Annotated in this window: 17 protein-coding genes; all 17 read right to left on the reverse strand. The window is 55.2% G+C overall.

The window, feature by feature from the left end:
* Window positions 1-70: 70 nt before the first annotated feature.
* Entirely contained in the window at window positions 71-865 is a 795-nt protein-coding gene (gene cysQ / locus NKJ84_RS25810; RefSeq protein WP_352508810.1) for a 3'(2'),5'-bisphosphate nucleotidase CysQ, read from the reverse strand.
* Between the two features lie 10 nt (window positions 866-875).
* Complete coding sequence (cysN, locus tag NKJ84_RS25815; RefSeq protein WP_352508783.1) at window positions 876-2,813, reverse strand: sulfate adenylyltransferase subunit CysN; 1,938 nt, start codon at window positions 2,811-2,813, stop codon at window positions 876-878.
* A gap of 2 nt (window positions 2,814-2,815) precedes the next feature.
* Entirely contained in the window at window positions 2,816-3,721 is a 906-nt protein-coding gene (cysD, locus tag NKJ84_RS25820; protein ID WP_352478514.1) for a sulfate adenylyltransferase subunit CysD, read from the reverse strand.
* A gap of 336 nt (window positions 3,722-4,057) precedes the next feature.
* Window positions 4,058-5,374: an O-antigen ligase family protein gene (locus tag NKJ84_RS25825; RefSeq protein WP_352508784.1), complete on the reverse strand. Its 1,317-nt coding sequence runs from the start codon at window positions 5,372-5,374 to the stop codon at window positions 4,058-4,060.
* Window positions 5,371-6,624 (reverse strand): tetratricopeptide repeat protein, encoded by a 1,254-nt coding sequence (locus tag NKJ84_RS25830; protein ID WP_352508785.1) that lies wholly within the window; start codon window positions 6,622-6,624, stop codon window positions 5,371-5,373. The genes NKJ84_RS25825 and NKJ84_RS25830 overlap by 4 nt, the downstream gene beginning before the upstream one ends.
* Entirely contained in the window at window positions 6,512-8,890 is a 2,379-nt protein-coding gene (locus NKJ84_RS25835) for a GumC family protein (protein WP_352508786.1), read from the reverse strand. Before NKJ84_RS25835 ends, NKJ84_RS25830 begins: the two co-directional genes overlap by 113 nt.
* A gap of 57 nt (window positions 8,891-8,947) precedes the next feature.
* Window positions 8,948-9,739, reverse strand: coding sequence for a polysaccharide biosynthesis/export family protein (locus NKJ84_RS25840; protein ID WP_352508787.1), 792 nt, complete (start codon window positions 9,737-9,739; stop codon window positions 8,948-8,950).
* Window positions 9,736-10,545 (reverse strand): tyrosine-protein phosphatase, encoded by an 810-nt coding sequence (locus NKJ84_RS25845; protein WP_352508788.1) that lies wholly within the window; start codon window positions 10,543-10,545, stop codon window positions 9,736-9,738. The genes NKJ84_RS25840 and NKJ84_RS25845 overlap by 4 nt, the downstream gene beginning before the upstream one ends.
* Before the next feature lie 126 nt (window positions 10,546-10,671).
* Window positions 10,672-10,797, reverse strand: coding sequence for a hypothetical protein (locus NKJ84_RS25850; protein WP_352508789.1), 126 nt, complete (start codon window positions 10,795-10,797; stop codon window positions 10,672-10,674).
* Window positions 10,798-11,077: 280 nt separating this feature from the next.
* Entirely contained in the window at window positions 11,078-11,560 is a 483-nt protein-coding gene (locus NKJ84_RS25855; protein ID WP_352508790.1) for a hypothetical protein, read from the reverse strand.
* A 436-nt stretch (window positions 11,561-11,996) separates the two neighbouring features.
* Window positions 11,997-12,563 carry an acyltransferase gene (locus NKJ84_RS25860; protein WP_352508791.1) on the reverse strand — a complete coding sequence of 189 codons (567 nt, stop codon included), beginning with the start codon at window positions 12,561-12,563 and terminating at the stop codon, window positions 11,997-11,999.
* Window positions 12,560-13,495, reverse strand: a complete 936-nt coding sequence (locus NKJ84_RS25865) for a glycosyltransferase family protein (RefSeq protein ID WP_352508792.1) — start codon at window positions 13,493-13,495, stop codon at window positions 12,560-12,562. Before NKJ84_RS25865 ends, NKJ84_RS25860 begins: the two co-directional genes overlap by 4 nt.
* Before the next feature lie 78 nt (window positions 13,496-13,573).
* The gene (locus NKJ84_RS25870; protein ID WP_352508793.1) at window positions 13,574-14,326 is read right to left on the reverse strand and encodes a methyltransferase domain-containing protein; all 753 of its coding nucleotides are present in this window, start codon (window positions 14,324-14,326) and stop codon (window positions 13,574-13,576) included.
* A gap of 93 nt (window positions 14,327-14,419) precedes the next feature.
* Window positions 14,420-15,328, reverse strand: coding sequence for a hypothetical protein (locus NKJ84_RS25875; protein ID WP_352508794.1), 909 nt, complete (start codon window positions 15,326-15,328; stop codon window positions 14,420-14,422).
* A gap of 156 nt (window positions 15,329-15,484) precedes the next feature.
* Window positions 15,485-16,753, reverse strand: coding sequence for a lipopolysaccharide biosynthesis protein (locus tag NKJ84_RS25880; protein WP_352508795.1), 1,269 nt, complete (start codon window positions 16,751-16,753; stop codon window positions 15,485-15,487).
* A gap of 169 nt (window positions 16,754-16,922) precedes the next feature.
* Entirely contained in the window at window positions 16,923-17,540 is a 618-nt protein-coding gene (locus tag NKJ84_RS25885; RefSeq protein WP_352508796.1) for a class I SAM-dependent methyltransferase, read from the reverse strand.
* Window positions 17,541-17,637: 97 nt separating this feature from the next.
* On the reverse strand, window positions 17,638-18,405 hold the full coding sequence (locus tag NKJ84_RS25890) for a glycosyltransferase family 2 protein (protein WP_352508797.1): 768 nt from the start codon (window positions 18,403-18,405) through the stop codon (window positions 17,638-17,640).
* Window positions 18,406-18,426 lie beyond the last annotated feature (21 nt).

An 18,426-nucleotide genomic window follows, 5' to 3' on the forward strand; every position in this document is an offset into this window, starting at 1 on the left:
AATATCTGAGGTAACTTCCATAAATCAGTTGTAGCACTCGCACTTTCGTACGGGTCTGGAAACTGCGCAGTCATCGTCTAGGCAGGCCCAGCAGCTTGCCGCTGGCGATAAAATGCGGGTTGGCGAAATCCTCGTCGTCGCTCTGGTTGCGCTTGCCGTAGGCGAGCGGCTCACCATCCAGCGTGCGCGTCATGCCGCCGGCGGCGCGTAGCACCGCATCACCCGCGGCTGTATCCCACTCCATGGTGCGGCCGAAGCGCGGATAGATGTCCGCCTCGGCGCTGGCGAGGAGGCAGAATTTCAGCGACGACCCGATCGAGACGATCTCGGCCGCGCCAAGCGCGCGGATATAGGCATCGGTTTCCGGCGTGTTGTGGGACCGGCTGGCAACGACGGTCAGCGGCACCATACCGGCCCTCGCCGAAATCGGCTGGCGATCGACGATCTCATAATCGTCATTGATCTCGATCGCTTCCGCTTTGCCCGGCCGGCCGGAAAAGAAGCGGCCGGTGCAAGGCGCGAAGACAACGCCGATCTCCGGCACGCCATTGCGAACCAGCGCGATATTGACGGTGAAATCGGTCCGCCTGTTGACGAACTCCTTGGTGCCGTCGAGCGGATCGATCAGGAAAAAGGCGTCGCCGAGATCCAGCGCCATGATGCCGGCAGAGGCTTCCTCCTCTGCCACGCACGGAATCTTGGGAAATGCGGCACGCAGCCCGGCAAGGATGATTTTCTCGCTCTCGCGATCCGCCTCCGTCACTGGCGAACTGTCCGATTTGCTGTCGACCGCACAGCCGGCACGAAAGACGCGCATCACCTCGCGCCCTGCCGCCAAGGCAAGGTGCTCGAAGACGGCGAGCATCGCTTCGTCGTTAGATACCGCCGCCGCTGTCATATTGGTCTTCGGCAATGTCCCGCTCGTTCAGCCAGTGTTCCAGGGCGTCCACCATCTCCTCGGCCGATCTGCCGAGTGTTTTGAGATGAATTTCGGGTCTTTCCGGCACCTCATACGGTGAATCGACACCCGTGAAATTCTTGATCTCGCCGTTCAACGCCCGCGCATAGAGGCCCTTCGGATCGCGCCTGGCGCATTCCTCGAAGGGTGTGTCGACAAACACCTCGACGAATTCGCCGTCGGCCATCAGTTCGCGCGCCATGCGCCGCTCTGCGCTGAACGGCGAAATGAACGACACGATGACGATCAACCCGGCGTCGGCCATCAGGCGCGCCACTTCGGCGACGCGGCGAATGTTCTCGACCCGATCGGCGTCCGTGAAGCCGAGATCGCGGTTGAGGCCGTGACGAACGTTGTCGCCATCCAGAATGTATGTATGGCGGCCAGTGGCGAACAGCTTCTTCTCGAACAGATTGGCGATGGTCGACTTGCCCGAGCCCGAAAGCCCGGTAAACCAGAACACCGCCGGCCGCTGGTTCTTCATATCGGCACGGGCGCGCTTGCCGACATCGAGCGACTGCCAATGGATGTTTTCGGCGCGACGCAGCGAATGCAGGATCATGCCGGCACCGACCGTGGCATTGGTGATGCGGTCGATCAGGATGAAGGCGCCAGTGGTGCGGTTCTCGGCAAACGGGTCGAAGGCGATCGGCGACCGCGTCGAGATGTTGCAGATGCCGACTTCGTTCATTTCAAGCGACTTGGCCGCCTCATGGGCAAAGTCGTTGACGTTGACCCGGTACTTCAGGTCGGTGATGGTGGCGCTGGTCTGGTCAGTTTCGGTGCGCAGGATGTAGGAGCGGCCGGGCAGCAGCGCGTGTTCGTCGAACCAGACGATGTTGGCGGCGAACTGGTCGGCGACCTGCGGCCGCGCTGCCGGTGATACCAGCATATTGCCGCGAGAGACCTCGACCTCGTCGTCGAGGACAAGGGTGATGGCCTGGCCGGCGATAGCCTGCTGAAGGTCGCCGCCATGCGAGACGATGCGCCTGACACGGGAGGACTTGCCGGATTTGGCGACGACCACCTCGTCGCCCGGCGCTACCGATCCGGAGGCGATGGTACCGGCGAAACCGCGAAAATCGAGGTTGGGACGGTTCACATATTGGACGGGAAACCGGAATGGCAATTCGACCGCGGCCTCATCGACCGACACGGTTTCGAGATGTTCGATCAGCGTCGGGCCGGAATACCAATCCGTCCTATCGGAACGGCCGGTAACGTTGTCGCCGTAGCGGGCCGACATAGGAATGGGCACGATTGTCTGGAAGCCAAGCTCACGTGAGAATTGCGCGTAATCCGCGACGATCTGTTTAAAAACCGCCTCGTCGAAGCCGACAAGATCGATCTTGTTGACTGCGAGCACGATGTGGCGGATGCCCAGCAGCGAGGCAATGATCGAATGCCGCCTGGTCTGACGCAATACGCCCTGGCGGGCATCGATCAGCACGATGGCGAGATCGGCGGTCGATGCACCCGTCGCCATGTTACGCGTGTATTGTTCGTGCCCGGGCGTGTCGGCGACGATGAACTTCCGCTTTGGCGTGGCGAAGAAGCGATAGGCGACGTCGATGGTGATGCCTTGCTCGCGCTCGGCCTCGAGGCCGTCGACCAGCAGCGCGAAGTCGACGTCGTCGCCGGTGGTGCCGTGCTTGCGCGAATCGCGCTCGAGGGTCGCCAGCTGGTCCTCGAAAATCTGCTTGGTGTCGGAAAGCAGGCGCCCGATCAGCGTCGACTTGCCGTCGTCGACTGAGCCGCAGGTCAGGAAGCGCAGCAGCGACTTTCGTTCCTGCGCCGCCAGATAGTCGCGGACGCCGTCGGTTGGGGCGAGGCTCTTGGCCATGATGTGGCGCATGCTCAGAAATACCCCTCGCGCTTCTTCTTTTCCATCGAGCCGGCTTCGTCGCGGTCGATCAGGCGACCTTGCCGCTCGGACGTGCGTGCGGTGAGCATTTCGCCGACTATCGCCTCCAGAGTGTCGGCGTCCGAGTCGATCGCGCCGGTCAGCGGATAGCAGCCGAGCGTGCGGAACCGCACCATCCGGTTCTCCACTGTTTCGCCGGGCCGCAGCTGCATGCGCTCATCATCCCTAAGGATAAGCATGCCATCACGTTCGACGACCGGCCGCTCCTTGGCCAAATACAGCGGCACGATCGGGATGTCTTCCTGGAGAATGTACTGCCAGATGTCGAGCTCGGTCCAGTTCGACAACGGGAACACCCGGATCGATTCACCGGCAGCGATGCGGGTGTTGAAAATCTTCCACATCTCCGGCCGCTGGTTCTTCGGATCCCAGACATGCTGGGCGTTGCGGAAAGAGAAGATGCGCTCCTTGGCGCGCGACTTCTCCTCATCGCGTCGCGCGCCGCCGAAGGCAGCGTCAAAACCGTATTTGTCGAGCGCCTGCCGCAGCGCCACCGTCTTCATCACATGCGTGTGGGTATTGGAGCCATGGTCGAACGGGTTGATGTTGTCGCGCACGCCATCTTCATTGACATGGACCAGGAGGTCGAAGCCGAGCTTTTGCTGCATCTGGTCGCGAAAGGCGATCATTTCGCGGAATTTCCAGGTCGTGTCGACATGGAGAAAGGGAAAGGGTGGCTTGGCCGGATAAAACGCCTTCATAGCCAGGTGCATGAGCACGGACGAATCCTTGCCGACCGAATAGAGCATGACCGGCTTGGCAAAGGCCGCGGCCACCTCGCGAAAAATATGGATGGATTCGGCCTCAAGCCGCTGAAGGTGCGTAAGCGCGATGTTCATGGACTATAAACTTCTCACATGCCGTCCGCGCAAGAGCTTGCATCATCAACAGGCGCATTTTTCAGCCGCCCGATTCAAACTGCACTTCTGGACAATCTATTCTCGTGCCGGCGTTCTAGCAGATCGTTCCGGTCCAGAACAATGCAAGACAGGCTTGCAGCCGAATGGTTCGGGAATGAATTTTCCATACAGCAGGCCCATTCGGGAAATTTCTGCTCAGCGACCAATTGGACGTGGGAGAGGCAGGAAAATATTGCCTGAGCCTCGGAAGCCGAGAGCCGGCTCGCCTGAAAGCCGCCGCCTCGTTAAGACGACGCCAGCGTAGCGAGGAGGCCCTTAGGATGAATTTCCGATGGGGACAAGTAGCTTGTCACCGTTGTGGTCGATCTCGATCATTTCGCTCTTGCGGCTGAAGCGCTCCGCAAATCCTTTGTGAAAGATGATGGCGTTCATATAGGCAAAGGTCATCGCCAGCGCCTCGGTTCGCAGCGGATAGTCGACCAGCGAATGAATGAGAAGAAAAGATACCGAGAGGAATGCCGCCTTCTGAAGGGGGTCACGGCGAACCCTGGCCAGTGCAGCCAGAAGCAATACGAAATAACCTGCCATCAGCAGCATGGCCGGAACTCCTCCTTCGAAAGCTATTTCGAGGTAGTCATTGTGGGCATGATTGACGAATTTCTGGAAAATCATGCTCTCCCGTTCGTATATCTGGTACGCTTTCTGAAAACTCCCAAATCCGACACCTGTCGCCCAATTGTCCTTTATCCCTTCGATTGTTGTTCGAGCGAATTCTCCTCGCCCGAAAGCCGGATCGATTGCGTCGGCGTCGATTTTGGTCCAAACGCCGATCGTGTAGATCGAAAGCCCGACAAAAATCAGGAGAACGCTGAACCCGCTCACCTTTGAACGAGCTGAGAGAAAGATGACGGACAATACTGTGATCGCCAACCCTATCAGAACACCGGCACGCGAACCGGCTGCCAAAAGCAGCAGCAAAAGAGTAATCAATCCAAGGGACCCGGACAAAAGGCGCCCGCGGAAGAGCCCGTAGTAAACGACGAAAGGGATCGACACAAACAGCAAAGCCGCGAAATGATTTCGATTGGCGAAAAGCCCGGCATTGATCGTAAAAGGCAACAGGCCCTCGATTGCGATGTCGTCCGAGAGAGAATATTGAATGGTCCCCGCCAAACCATTGCAGATCACACCGATGAAGAAAAACGGCAGGAGCGCACTTACCTGTTCAGCACGCAAACGCAATACGGCCAAAAAAAACGCTGCAGCGGCCAGAAGAAAAAGCAGACATTCCACTGTACGGCCGACCCCAACGCTGATGAAGCGAAATCGGCTATCGCCGACCCAAGGGTCTCCGAGGAGCAGCTCCGGCCGTAATCCGTTGAATATGGCCGTCGGTAGTGGGATGATTTGCAAAACTGCAAACGCCACGGCGGAGAGCAGCAGCCACAGAATAGGCCGGGGGGTACTCTGGCCGGGAGTTTGCGAAAAAACGGCCGCAGCCGATACAATTGCCGCAATCTCGATCAGAGTGTCCGTGTAGAGGCCGCTCGCAGTACCACCGCCAATCAACAGCGATACAAACAAGACCGTGCCGAGGAGATATTTATCCCATTCCGACGGCCGGGTGTTCAAGATGGAAGTCTCTCAATGCTCAATTTGTGCATTACCAATGTACCGACATAGCGAAATCGCCAGCTCTCGGCAATGGCTGCAGTCTCAAGTCTCAACAGTTGCATCCGACATGTGTCCGGACCAATCGTAAAATACCGACTCATAGTCTGCCGATTGAATGTACCTTCGGGAATATTGAAGCGAGCGATTTCACCATCTGGACATCGAAGCGACCAGAACAGTTCCTTCGGAAGCTTGAGGTTTCTAGCAGACGCGCTCAGAGAAATCTTGTAGGATCCAGGAGGCAGCTCGATATACTGCTGAAGGGCAGAGTTCTTCACCGGCGTGTTCAAGAAGCGGATTGTCGCCCCGCCCTCGCCTTCCACCGCCCCTTGGGATCTCTCAAACGTTACTTCCAGGCCAGACTGGTCACGGACCTGCCAATCGAAGAGCCTGCCGCCGGATATCGGTTCGAACGTGCTGTTGAAGATGTAACCGCCCAACTTCCGCTCGTCGTCCGACAACGTGAAAAGGAACAGCCGATACGCCTGTTGATACTCGCTCTGACGAAAATAGCCGTTAATAACTATGGATAACTCGCCCAGTTTCGGCGGTGCGCTTGATTTGTGAAGATCGAGCAGCAGCTGATTCGCGTATTCCAACCCGGTAGGATCATTGGCCAGAGCGACGAAGAGGCTGGATCTCCAAGGCGTCTCCGCAGTGATAGCTGCCAGCATGGCCTGATATCCATCGGGGTTCGACAGAACCGCCGTGAGCCCTTCTGCGATCGCGGGAAATTGGTCTGGCCACCGCCGCAGCAATATATCGATCTCGCCGACGGCCTTTGACAAATCACCTGTCTCTGTAGAGTGGCCAATCGACCTCTGGAGCGCATGGATCTCTGTTTTGGACAGCTTGCGAGCCTGATTGAACAGCTCATAAGCATCCTCTTTTGCACCTTGTCGGTATTTGATCTCACCGATCAGGCTGTAGAGACGTGCGTCGACTAGATTGAAACGAAGCGCGTCCCTGGCCCGGGCAAGCAAAGCCTCGTAATCCGGGGATTTGCTGGTATTGTTCAGATCATCTGTAATTTCGCTTATCAGTGCATCGACGTTCAGCGGATCCAGCACAAGAGAAACGGCTGGCGTCTCCGTTTCAAGAAACCGACTTAGCCCGATCGACGAAGCCGCCAACACCAGAACGGATGCGACGAACCAAACGCTTGAACGCCGGAGATGCTGCATAAGGGGGCTGGTCTGCGCCATCATCCACTTTGCCCTCAATCTTCGTTATATTCTCGCCATAGCTGTAGTATTGACTATTCATGTATTTATAAGCGTAGTTGTAGTCGAACTTGTTCACCGCAAATTTTGACATTGCGGCTCCAACCACATTGGCGCCAGCGGCTCGCATGCGCTTTAACGCCGCCTTCGCCGATTTGCGTGTGACTTGGTTTGTCGAAACAACCATCAATGTACCTTCGGCCAGCCGGCTGAGGATGGGCGCATCCGAGAGGCCCACAATCGGCGGCGCGTCGATTATGACAAGATCGAAGCGCTTGCCGAGATTGGTTACGATCAGAGCCATTTTCGGCGAAGAGAGCAGATCCGCCGGATTTGGCGGTATTGTTCCAGAGGTCAAAACGGTGACGTTGGGATACTTAGTCGCCCTGAAAATGCTCGGCAGATCCTCTTTGCGTACCGTGTTCGTCAGCAGATTACTCAGGCCGATTGCGTTGTCGAGACCAAAGAGGCGGTGAAGATTCGGTTTTCGAAGGTCGCCGTCGACAATGAGAACTCTTGCACCAAGTGCTGCAAAATCCTGCCCAAGCTTGAACGAAGTGGTCGACTTACCCTCAGAGGGCTCGGAACTTGTAACGAGCAGCGACCGCGGTGCTCCTTCGGCCCCGGAGAATTGCAGCGACGTCCGAAGCGAGCGGTAGGCTTCCGAAAGCCCAGATTTCTGATCGGCGATGCTGGCTACGAGTTCACGGTCGTCAACAAGCGGCAAGATGCCGAGCATCGACAGCCCAAGTTCCTTTTCAATCTGTTCAGGGTTCGTAAAGGTGTTATTCAACAACTCTATTATGTAAACAATCGACGTAGCCAACGCAAGGAAAATAAACAGTGCGACAGCAAGATTGACGCTAAGGCGTGGAGAGTAAGGGTGATCCGGAAGCGCTGCGAAATCAACAATAGCTGCGCTCTGAGTCTTCAATTCTGAGCTGACACCAACCTCGTTTAGCTTTGCAATAAGATTGTCATATTGCGACCGGTTTGAATCAACCTCGCGCTTGAGGATTGTGTATTTGATGTTCTTATCGTTGAATACAACCTGCTGCTTTTCCATTTCAGCAAGTTTGCTCCTGAGGTCAGCTTCCTTGTTCTGGGCCTCCTGATACTTCAAGCGCAACGAATCTGTAATGGCTAGGACGCCGTTATTGTAAAGCCGCTGCAACTCTTTTATCTGCGACTGGAGCTGCTGCATTTCGGGAAAGCCTGGCTTCAAGATCCCGAGCTTCTGTTGATACTGGCTGGTCAAATCCGCCAGCTTTTCGCTCAGTTTCTGTAAACCTTCGCTTTCCAGGACGGGCGCCAAGCTCGATCCGCGGCCTTTATCTATCTGATCTACCACGCGCCCTGCATCAAGGCGGTCCTGAATGGCTGTCGCAAGCGCCGTATTCATCGCCTCAATATTCGAGCCTATCAGCGACTTGTCGTCGCCGGTTATCGTAATGCCAGCATCCTTAGCGTAGGCGACCAGTTCTTCTTCCGATTTCTGAAGCTTCTGCTTTACTTGCAAAACCTGTTCCTGGATGAATTGCCGCGCTAGGTCGGAAGTTTCGCTGGTCTGATCAAGACGCTGATCGATGAAGCTTTGTGCGACCTGGTTAGCAACGTCGCTTGCGTATTTCGGATTCTGATCGATAAAAGTGATCGATAGCAAGCTTGTGTTGGTGACTAGGTTGACCGTGAGGTCATCCAGAATGCGCTCAATCGCGATCTCCTCACGTTCTTCCGGCGTCTTCTGTTCAATAGAAGGGGACTTGGAGATCCCGAAGGCGCGATAGAAGATATTAGAGAGCGAGAAGCTAGGCGTCGGGAAAAGGAAGTCCGGTCTTTCGCTCAGGCCCAACTGAAACACGACGCGCTGAGCCAAAGCGCGACTTTTGAGCTTTTCACGGGCGGTGAGAAAGGCCCGCACGTCCGCATTTTCAGAGACCACCTCGATGTCCTGGAAGACCTTGGCCGAAGGGACCAGCACTTCCAATTGTGTTGTCGCCCGGTATTTAGGTGTCTGCATCATCGTGACAATGACCCCGGCGACAAGCGCGGCTGCCACCATCATTACGAACAGCCACCGATACTGGACGACGTAGAAGAACAGCTTAAGCGGATTAAAGCCCTGTTCCTGCTCCGAATAGTCGCGGCCATAAGGGCTATAGTTTTGCCCACCGTCATAATACAGGTCGGCGGACAAGGCCTGGCCATGTCCCGGGCCTGCGATTTGATGCTGTCTGTTACGATCGAGCATGGTGCGTCGTAATCCTAGGTTTTTGCATGCATTCCGACAAATTCCGGCGGCTGCGATTCATAGTCCCGGGATCACCGCAATTCGGGCCGCGCTTGAGGCGACACCGAGGGCATCCTTGAGATTGTTCATCGCAATTTTCGATTTCGAGGCGAAGACCACGATCTTGTCGCCACCATAGATGCGTGGATTGCGGCTCTTGCCACCACGAATCTCCTCGACGTTGTAATTAGCAACCAAAGTGTTTGCGCCGATATTGCGATATACAAAGACCTTTTTTGCATCCCCAACGGTATTGAACCCTCCGGCAAGGGCGATCGCATCAATGAGAGAAGAATTGCTCGAGACCGGATAGATGCCGGCCTTATTGACTTCGCCATCGACAGTTATGCGTTGTCCGATGGACTCCTTTACGAAAATCGTGACGTCAGGAGACTGCAGGTATTTGGCGCCGTAGGTGGTCTCGATCTCCTGCTCCAATTGACGAACGGTCTTCCCTGCCGCGGTAATCGTACCAATGAGCGGAAGGGAAATCTGGCCAGCAGAGTCGACTTGAACCGTCCGGTTCAAGTTGTCGACCTGAAACACGTTCACCTCAAGGACATCGTTTGGAGACAGGGGCTGCTCGCTGCCGTTCTGGGTGTTTTGCGGTGCAGGCAGATCCTTCACTACCTTCAGAGCGCCGCCACCCGAAAGTGGCGCCGATGACGACGTCAATTGCAGCGCATCGACCGAACTCGAAGAAGTAGGTGTCGTCGACGAGGTGCTCGTGCATGCCGACATTGCAAGCGAAGCTAGCAAGGCGAGTATCGTGCTTATGGAGCTTTTTGCCAAATGAAAAATGCCCATCATGCTGTCCCACCCTTGAAGAGGCGGCCCAATCCTCCAAAACGGCCAGCGCTACCAGCGGTTTGGTTTTTCGGACGTTCTTTTCCGATCGGCTCGATGGGCCGGTTCGCCAAAATCTCGCCTGGACGTGTCAACACCATGTTGCGGGCCTCGTCTTCCCCACATCGCTTGGCAGCAGCAGCAACCGCCTGTGAAAGCCCAGGACGCCGGCGTGTAGCGCTATGAGTGTCCGACGCGATGATATCCACCCTGCCCTCATCAATCAGCTTTTCCGAATAATAAAGCGCTGTGCGTCCAAAAGCACCAACAATCGAGTCTGCGGTAAGCTGGATAAGGCAGCCGACTGCATTCAACCTCTCGATAACGTCGTAATTCGTTTTGATCCAAGTCAAACGCTCAGGATGAGTAAGAATCGGAATGAAGCCAGCATTTATCAGGCGCAAGGCAAAATCCTCCATTCGTGGAGGCAGAACATGATGCGGCGGTTCGAACAGAAAATATCGGGACCGGTTTAAGGTCGGCACACTGCCGGCCGTCAGCTGTTCTGGAAGATCCGGTGCTATGTGAACGTCGGCACCGACGTAAAGAGCAAGCGGGATGGCGGCGCTACGCAGCGCCTGCTGCAGTTCTTGAACCGCCCGGACAATGTTTGATGTTCCGTTCTCGTAAACGCCCGGCGTCACGTGCGGCGTGCACGCCATGTGAGTAGTTCCGTCGGCCACCGCCAGTCGAGCCATTTCCAGCGATTCGGCAAAACTGGGCGAGCCGTCATCAAGGCCGGGCAAAATATGGGAATGCAGATCGATCATGGGCGTTTGTGACTGCAACGAAGCAACGCGGCGACGTCATCCCCAAAAAATATAAATGCGTCACCCGCAAAACAGCGAATAACGCGCTTGTCAAGTTCATGCGATACGATGGATGCCAAGTCGCGGCTAATGGCGGCCAGAATGATAGTCATCGTGCAGGCCGACGATCAGCGCCGCATCGGCGGCGCTAGCTGCGCCTGATGTATCCCGCGCTACATACATGCCGCCCTCCAGAGGATTGACTTTGATCATCGCGTTAGTCGGCGACGTATCCGAAACTTGCACCAACCCACAGCAGCAAGCGAAGAAATTGCAATTCAGCCATGCAACCTAGATCGACCGGCATTCCAGCCCTCATCCGCCATGTTCGCCAGCCTCAGACATCCGCATGTCGCCTTGGCTTAGGCGATCCGACCGATGCGGCAGTCGCGATACCAGCATACACGCCAAGCTCGCTTTTGTCGCCAACAACAGACACAGCAGAAGCGCCACACGCCTCTGCTGCCGTTGCCTTATTTACTACGCGGTCAACTTAGTCGCTAACGGCGTGGCCGTGATCTTTGTCCGCCGTTGCAGCCAGAACACCAGCCCCAAGAGCCATGCCGCCAAAAATAAAGAGCGGCGTGTTGTTGTTTGTGTTAGAATTGCCCGTCTGGGCGGTCTTCTCAGAACCCAGGACATTGAGGCAAATCTTGTTCTCGACACGCGAAATATCGAGCGTCGAATTCGCCGGGACACTCACATTGCAGCCACCGACCTGAACCGAAGCCGAGCCCTTGGCACCAACCACGACACGGCTGCCGAAATCAAGCGCGCCGCCCGCTTGCGCCGGACCATAGCCAGCCACCTGCGAGATCATTACATCGCCATTGACGCGACCGAGCGATCCAATCGGATTTACGCCGTCATAGGCGGTTGCACAGGTGCACGACCCGTCCTGCGCGAAAGACGACACCGGGGCGAAGCCGGCCAACACAACAACTCCGGCCAACGCACTTTTCACAACTAAGTTCATCCGCATCAATCCTTCTGTCCCACGTTACCTGAGGCCACCCCCCAACCGCCAAGCTACTCATCAGCGCGTACCAGCTTTCGGCGCCAATTCCAACCCATTTCGCACATGCGATATAATTTTTGGTTTCGGTGTGGTTGATAGAACACACCGTTAGTATGTCGTAAGAGTCTAGTATGTCGTAAGAGTCGTCTTTACGGTCGGCTAAGAGCAGGGTACCGGTCGGGCCGACCTCCCATTCCTTGTGACCATGCCACCATCGCCCCGACGCCTTGGAAGATGTCGTCCGCCTGGCCTTTCGTCCGAGGCAGGAGCTACGAGCCTAGCACGTAGTATCGCGCCCGCCTGCTGCGGCTCTCCTCACACGATCGCCAGGATCGCAGTCGCAGCCTGCCCAGAGCAGCTGCCAATCAAACGAAGCGCCGCGACGGCTTTCGATTTAACGGCCTGGCATTTTGCGTTTCTTCTCGGCTAGTAGCGCTTCATGTTTGACGACTTCCTCTTCCGTAAACCTGAACCCTACGACGGCAGCCGGGTTTCCAACGACAATTGCATATGAAGGCACGTCCTTTGTAACAACTGCAGCGGCACCTACTACCGCGCCCCTCCCTATTCGAATGCCCGACAGCAGAGTTGCGCCAAAACCAACCCAAACGTCATCCTCAATTTGAATCGCGTCCTTGGCCGACGCTAGTTTACCGTCGTCCTCATACACCCACGGCGCGTCTACTATATGGCTGCCAAGAAATCGCATATCATGATCTTTACGACCTACGATCCCCACGAAGCTTGAGATCAGGACCCCATCTCCGATCTGACCGTCACACGCAATCCAGCAGTATGAACCAATGCTGACGTTCCGTCCGATTACAAGTCGTTTTGGAGAAGCTATGTAACAACCTCTTGCAACCTTAAAACCTGGTCCGACCTCAACGTTGCGCCTCACTGCCAGCACGCGGTACAATTGCCGAACGGCCGCACGCACAACACGAATCAATATTCTCACAGCCTCCGATCCCGAACAATTCGTTTCAGAATTCCGGCTTTCGTGGTTATCGTGCTAAGCCAAGCTTCGCGTGAGCGCGCTAAGCAATCAATCGCCCAATAGTCCACACAAATATCCGATGGAAGGTCGAAATCAAATCGTGCTGGTGGGTTCTTTTTATAAAGATATCTCAGCACGTTCGATCGAGTAGAGTGAGTGCCCTCTGAAAATCCTGAATTCGCGACCAACGCTCGCGGCGGGAAAACTGAGACTCCACCCTTCATAAATACATAGTAATTCCACACTAGAAACCAGCTATCTAAACGTCCTTGCGCTGTAAAACGTAGCAACGCAGTATAGTCCCTGTATCCAGACAGATTAAATGTCTCTCGGAAGGAGATCGACGAAATATCTTCAGGGCGAATAGATAGGTCAATATCGAAATCCTGCCATGCGCGTCGCCAGGTTGCCCACCCCCACGGGTGTGCGCTTGGCAGCATTAGCGCACGGTCGTGAGCCGCAATGCGCTTCGAAAGCGGGATGTATCCACAGACACTGTACACGCGTGGCGACGATGCATACTTCTCCAAGGCAGCGTTAAAGTAGACAAGCATGTCCTCCGATGCAATCAGGTCGTCCTCTAAAACAATGACGGCGTCATGCTCGGCCAACATCTCTCTTACACCAGAATAGATCGATTTGCGAAGACCATGGTTCGTCTCCCTCTTTACCACAGTCAGATTTGGATGATTCACCTCTGATAGGAACCGTATTACATCCCTCACCTTTTGACCATCCGCAGTAGTTCTTGGACCATCCACGTATATCCGCACAGGAGAAGCCAGAAAATGTCTGCACTTCTCAAGTGACGCAATCAAGCCGCGCAACCGATCCGGTCGATTGTAAGCGAAAATCGCAATCGCAGCAAACTTCACAATAGATAATTCTTGCATTAATTGGGCCCAGTCGGTCTAATGAGGACTGTTAACGCTTCTGCATAGCCACAACGCATAAACTTCAAATTACGTATCTCAAATCGGCACATTAGTTGCGGGCCTTCTAGCACTGATGACGAAACCCGAACAGAAGATGCGCCAATCCAGCATCGCGCAAAGATTCTCGAACAAAGCGACGGTAAGATAAGCAGGCAAAAAGAAAGCGAAATAGTCGCTGGCTCTGTAAAAAGAGCGTACGTCAACCTTCTCGAAACCTTGGTGGCGAAACAACTTTGTCATGTCTGACGGAGAGCAGTGATTGAAAAAGGCCGGATAACCTGTTACGCTGACTGCCGCGGGCCGAAGGTGCGGGATAAGCCATTTTTGTATCACGGGTCCTACGATGCGCAACGCTACCGAATAGGGGTGCCACTTCGACGGAATGTAGTGGTGCATCACGCCCCCTGGTCGCAGGGCCAAAAACATCGACCGAGCAGCCGCCTTGTTGTCTGGTACATGCTCCATCAAAGTGATCGAAATAAGCATATCCACTTCGACGTCGACAGATTGCTCGATCGACTGGACGATAAATTGGTCGTAGATCCTATAACAGTCGGGTTTTTCCTCGATGTCGAGACCAATATAGGCAAAACTGGTGCTTCGCTTTAGAAGTGGTCTGTCTATCCCGCCGACCTCGAGGACGGCCGACGGTTTTAGGCGCTCAATATCGTCGATGATGCGCCTCTCAAGCTCCGCCTTATAGGACGGCGCGCCGAAAATCGCAGGAAAGCGGCGTTCGAGCCATGCTGCCGCGTTCCTGTTCCAAGCAATAAACGTTTTGAGAATCACTGCCCCCTCTTGCTGCCATCAAGTTTTAGACCGAAGGATCGAAAAATGATCTCCATCATACGATAATTGCAGCCTGTGCAAGCCCGCGATGAGTCAGTTGGCTCGCTGGCCTTCTCGTATCAACTGCTTCCTAACGTGCTTCACGAACACATCAGGAAGCGAGGCGCCGTCACGAAAACTCGCTTCTCGGCTCGGATCGTCGTTTACCACAACGATGGCCTGGTTTGGATAGACGATCCGCGGAACCTGTCCAAAAAAGGCAGCCCACAGATTGAAATTAGAGCCAGCTCCGATGATCGCACTAGCCTCAGCCATCTCCAGCATGTGAGTGACCGATTCCGCGTCATTCGCCCGGCGCACGTCCGGGACGCGAAGCAGCGGAGCAAGCTCCGTATCATCTCCGTCAGAAAACACACGGGCTGGCATGTTCGTGCCCACGGCCTCTCGAAGGGCGGCAAGGCTGTCGCAATACCATTCGATCGGGAGCCGCTGATTGTGAGTCTTTGCGGCCACCCGATTGACGTCGAAACGAGAAAAGTCGCCAAGGCGTACATGGATAGCCACAAAAGGGGCGGCAGCGGCTTCCGGTAGGTACTTTTTGCGTGTGATTCTGCGGAACGCGTCGTATAAAACTGGACCGTAGCCGCTAACCTCATGGAAATGCTTCTCGAAGTTTGACGTTACGGTATTCTTGAAAATAACGACTGTGTCCCTGCCGCCAAGCTCCGTGGACGCAGCTATATCTGCCGAAATTTTGCGTGCGCTGGCTAGGAGTACGGTGCGCCATGGCTCGCCTACATAGCCTTCATTGGTAAAAAGCTTGAAATATTCGCGCCTGTCCCGCTCTCGGCGCAAATAGGGGCCAAGCCGCGGGCGGAGCCAGCGCGGCCCGAGCATCCGCGCATTATTGTTCCGACACCATACCTCACAGCGGGCCCAAGCGAGCATGCTGTGGCCAAGTCCAAAGCGGCCAATATCGGGAAATCCGTAGAGATTTGCCATGAATGTATGCCTACTGTAATGCGGAAAACTGGGTCGATGTTCGGCAGGTGGTTCGCATCAGCGCAGGCCAGCCGCCTACCATGACTATGGTCCCGATAGCGGTAGCCACCATGCGAGTCGAGTTGGATTGCTTAGAATGCGCGAGGAATACGAGGCTCATATCTTTTCCCCGTTCTCTGCTGCCTGCAAGCTGATCATTTTTGTCGCACGATCAGCCAGCACCAGATGAATAGCATAGGTGAGAGCCGTCGCCAGCGCATACCACACCATCACGGTAGATGGATTCTGCGCCCCTACCCAACCAAGCCCGCCGAAGACGCACAATGTGAAAAGGAACCTTCCCACCTCCCAGGCGAACTGGAGGGATTGGCGATCCACTACGACAAGAGCCATGGTTAATGCGGTCGCGACAAAACGTACGTACGCTATCGGCAATCCAATAGCGCAGAGCCTACCAGCCATCGCCCAATCGGAACCAAAGAGCAGCGGAACGAGGCTAGGCGAAAGGATCATCCCAAGCACTGTAGGCAAAAGCCCGATCGCAACAAGTTGCAGGAGCGAACGGCGAAACGCCCCATTCAACCCTCTCTTATCCGTCCGATAAAGCGTCGAGAATTCGCCTGTAAAGACCTGCGAAACCGCAGCCGCGATAACACCAACTGGCATCAGAAGAAACCGCTCAAGGAGGGCGTACTGCCCTGCGACTTCCAAGTTGAACAGTGCAAGGAAGGCGAATGATGGGACCGCGCCGCTAAGTGAAGACAAAAGGGTCCCGGGAAAGGTGAGGAGACCATATTTCTGGAAACGAATGGCCGTGAATCTCATCTCTGAAAAAGAGAGCCGAGAGACGAGAATTCGCCAGAGGTTGCCACTCTCTAGCAAGATACTAACGGCCCCGAAAAACCTGCCGAACACATCCGCCACAACTAGACCGACACCGATGAAAGGAAGAAAGGCAAACCCGAGCGCGCCAAATGAAAAGCCCACCGATTGCAAGATTTTGGAGCGTGCGCTTAGACCATAGTTGCGATCGCGAATCGGCAAGAAGGTGAGCATTTGATAAATGCCCGCAACTGCCATGGCGAGGGGTAGAAAAAACAGAATATTGTGCAGTGACGGTATGGGATTCGGCATCAACAAATCGGCCGCACCAGCGACAAGAAAGGCGCCTACGCTCGTCAAGACGCAGAGCCGAAATGTTAATTTTAACAGGTTTTCAAAAACCCTTCCCGGCCGCGCGCCGAGAAGTGCGACTTCGTAGCGAAATGCAACAAACATCACTGCCACATTCAGCATCGAGGCATAGATCTGATACCGACCGAACGCTTCAGCATCATAGAGACGGGTTAAGATTGGAAGAACGGCAACCGCTATGATCTGTGCTATCACCGATCCCGACAAGACAGTCAGGATGCTTCCTAACATTGTAAATTGCCAGATAGCGAATTGACAACAGTTTCCGCCTGTTGTTGGCGCCCACGGCCCCTCAGACGCAAAACAGCAGGGCGAAGCAAACTCGTCAGGACCCGACTAGGCGACCGAACAAATCCTAGGTCCAATGTACTGGGAGCAGCACGACTTATGCGTCGAGCGCTCATTTCGCCATTCTTTTGCGAACGCCGATGAACTGATCGTTCAGGACGCCATGGATCCACTCGGGCGCAGGCAAAACGTCTTCCAATTTCTGCATTACCTCGGACTTCCGCGGCCATCCCGGCTCTACGCCAAACAGCCGAAAGTCATCTACGACAACCGCGCAGAAGTGGTCCAAATTTACCTGGATAAGATCAAGCTCTTTCAGCACCGGCTCTGGCTCGTCACCCTGACCGGTCATGCCTCCGCTGAAATGACCATCTAGAAAGATAAGGGCATTGTTCACGCGCGCAGCTATTTCGGGCAGGAGTTTGGCTCCGTCACCGAACAGCAATTCCACATTTCTCCGTCCTTCGCAGCGCTTCTTGGCATGATGGTATAGTGCCTCGTCAATTTCGACTGAGATCACTTTCTCGAAGAGATAAGATATTCGTTTTGTGGTGACGCCTTTATAGGAGCCGATTTCCACCGCGGTTGTGGCTCCAGTCATATCCCTGCATGTTTTCATATTGTGCAACTTCGTCAATGAATGCGGGACAAATTGGCGGTTGCGCAGCTTCGCAAGGAAGTCGAGGGCGTAGCCTCCGATCGGCTCCAAAATGCTCTTTGGGTCATTCATTGTCAGCGTTCTGCCGGTTCGAGGGTTGTTGGATCTTTGTATGCACGAGCGTTCATGGACTGCGAGACTCGCCCGTATACGTCTGGGAGACAATGCGCTAGGCGTCGCGCTCTAAGGCTTGGGCATTCCAAAATTGTCCGAGTTTGCGCAACGGTTTGGCGACGAGCGCGTAGTCGAGAGGACCTGATCCGAGCCACTGGCGGCGTGAACGCAGCGCTTCCAGGTTGTGTCCAATATGCGAGGCGAGGCTTCGCGTGCTCGCTCCGCCTACCATCATGTCCACCAAGACGTGGTCGGTGGTGATGGATTCGAATCCATGGAGTTCGACCGCTCTCAGCATCCAATCGTAATCTGATGCCACCTTGAAGGTGACGTCGAACGTGCCGACCGCATCCGCCACTTTCCGCCTGACGTAGAACGTCGGATGGGCCGGCATCCAACCAATCCGAAAACCTTTGGCCGGTCTTGGAGCAGCACGCCAGCATCGTACGATCCTCTTGTTGAAGTGATTTTCAACAAAGTTCAGATTGCCATGCAAAATGTCGGCCTTATCCAACCCCACGGAAATTCGCCCCAGCACAGTGCGGTCATGGAAACAATCGTCGGAATTCAGCACGCCAACCCCATCTCCGGTATATAGGCGCAGCCCCTTGTTGAGCGCATCATACATCCCGCCGTCTGGCTCGCTGACCAGCCGGACCTGGTCCTGTGGGTAAGACCGGACGATCGCCAGCGTCTCGTCCGACGAATTGCCGTCGATGATCACCAGTTCCTTGTCGTCATGGTCTTGGGCAAAGAAGCTGTCAATCGTATGCCTGATTGTCGCTGCGGAGTTCCAACAGACGGTCAAGACCGAGATTTTCATGTCGACCCGGCCCAGCGCCGC

This window comes from Mesorhizobium sp. M0048, assembly GCF_040323405.1.
Classification (GTDB): domain Bacteria; phylum Pseudomonadota; class Alphaproteobacteria; order Rhizobiales; family Rhizobiaceae; genus Mesorhizobium.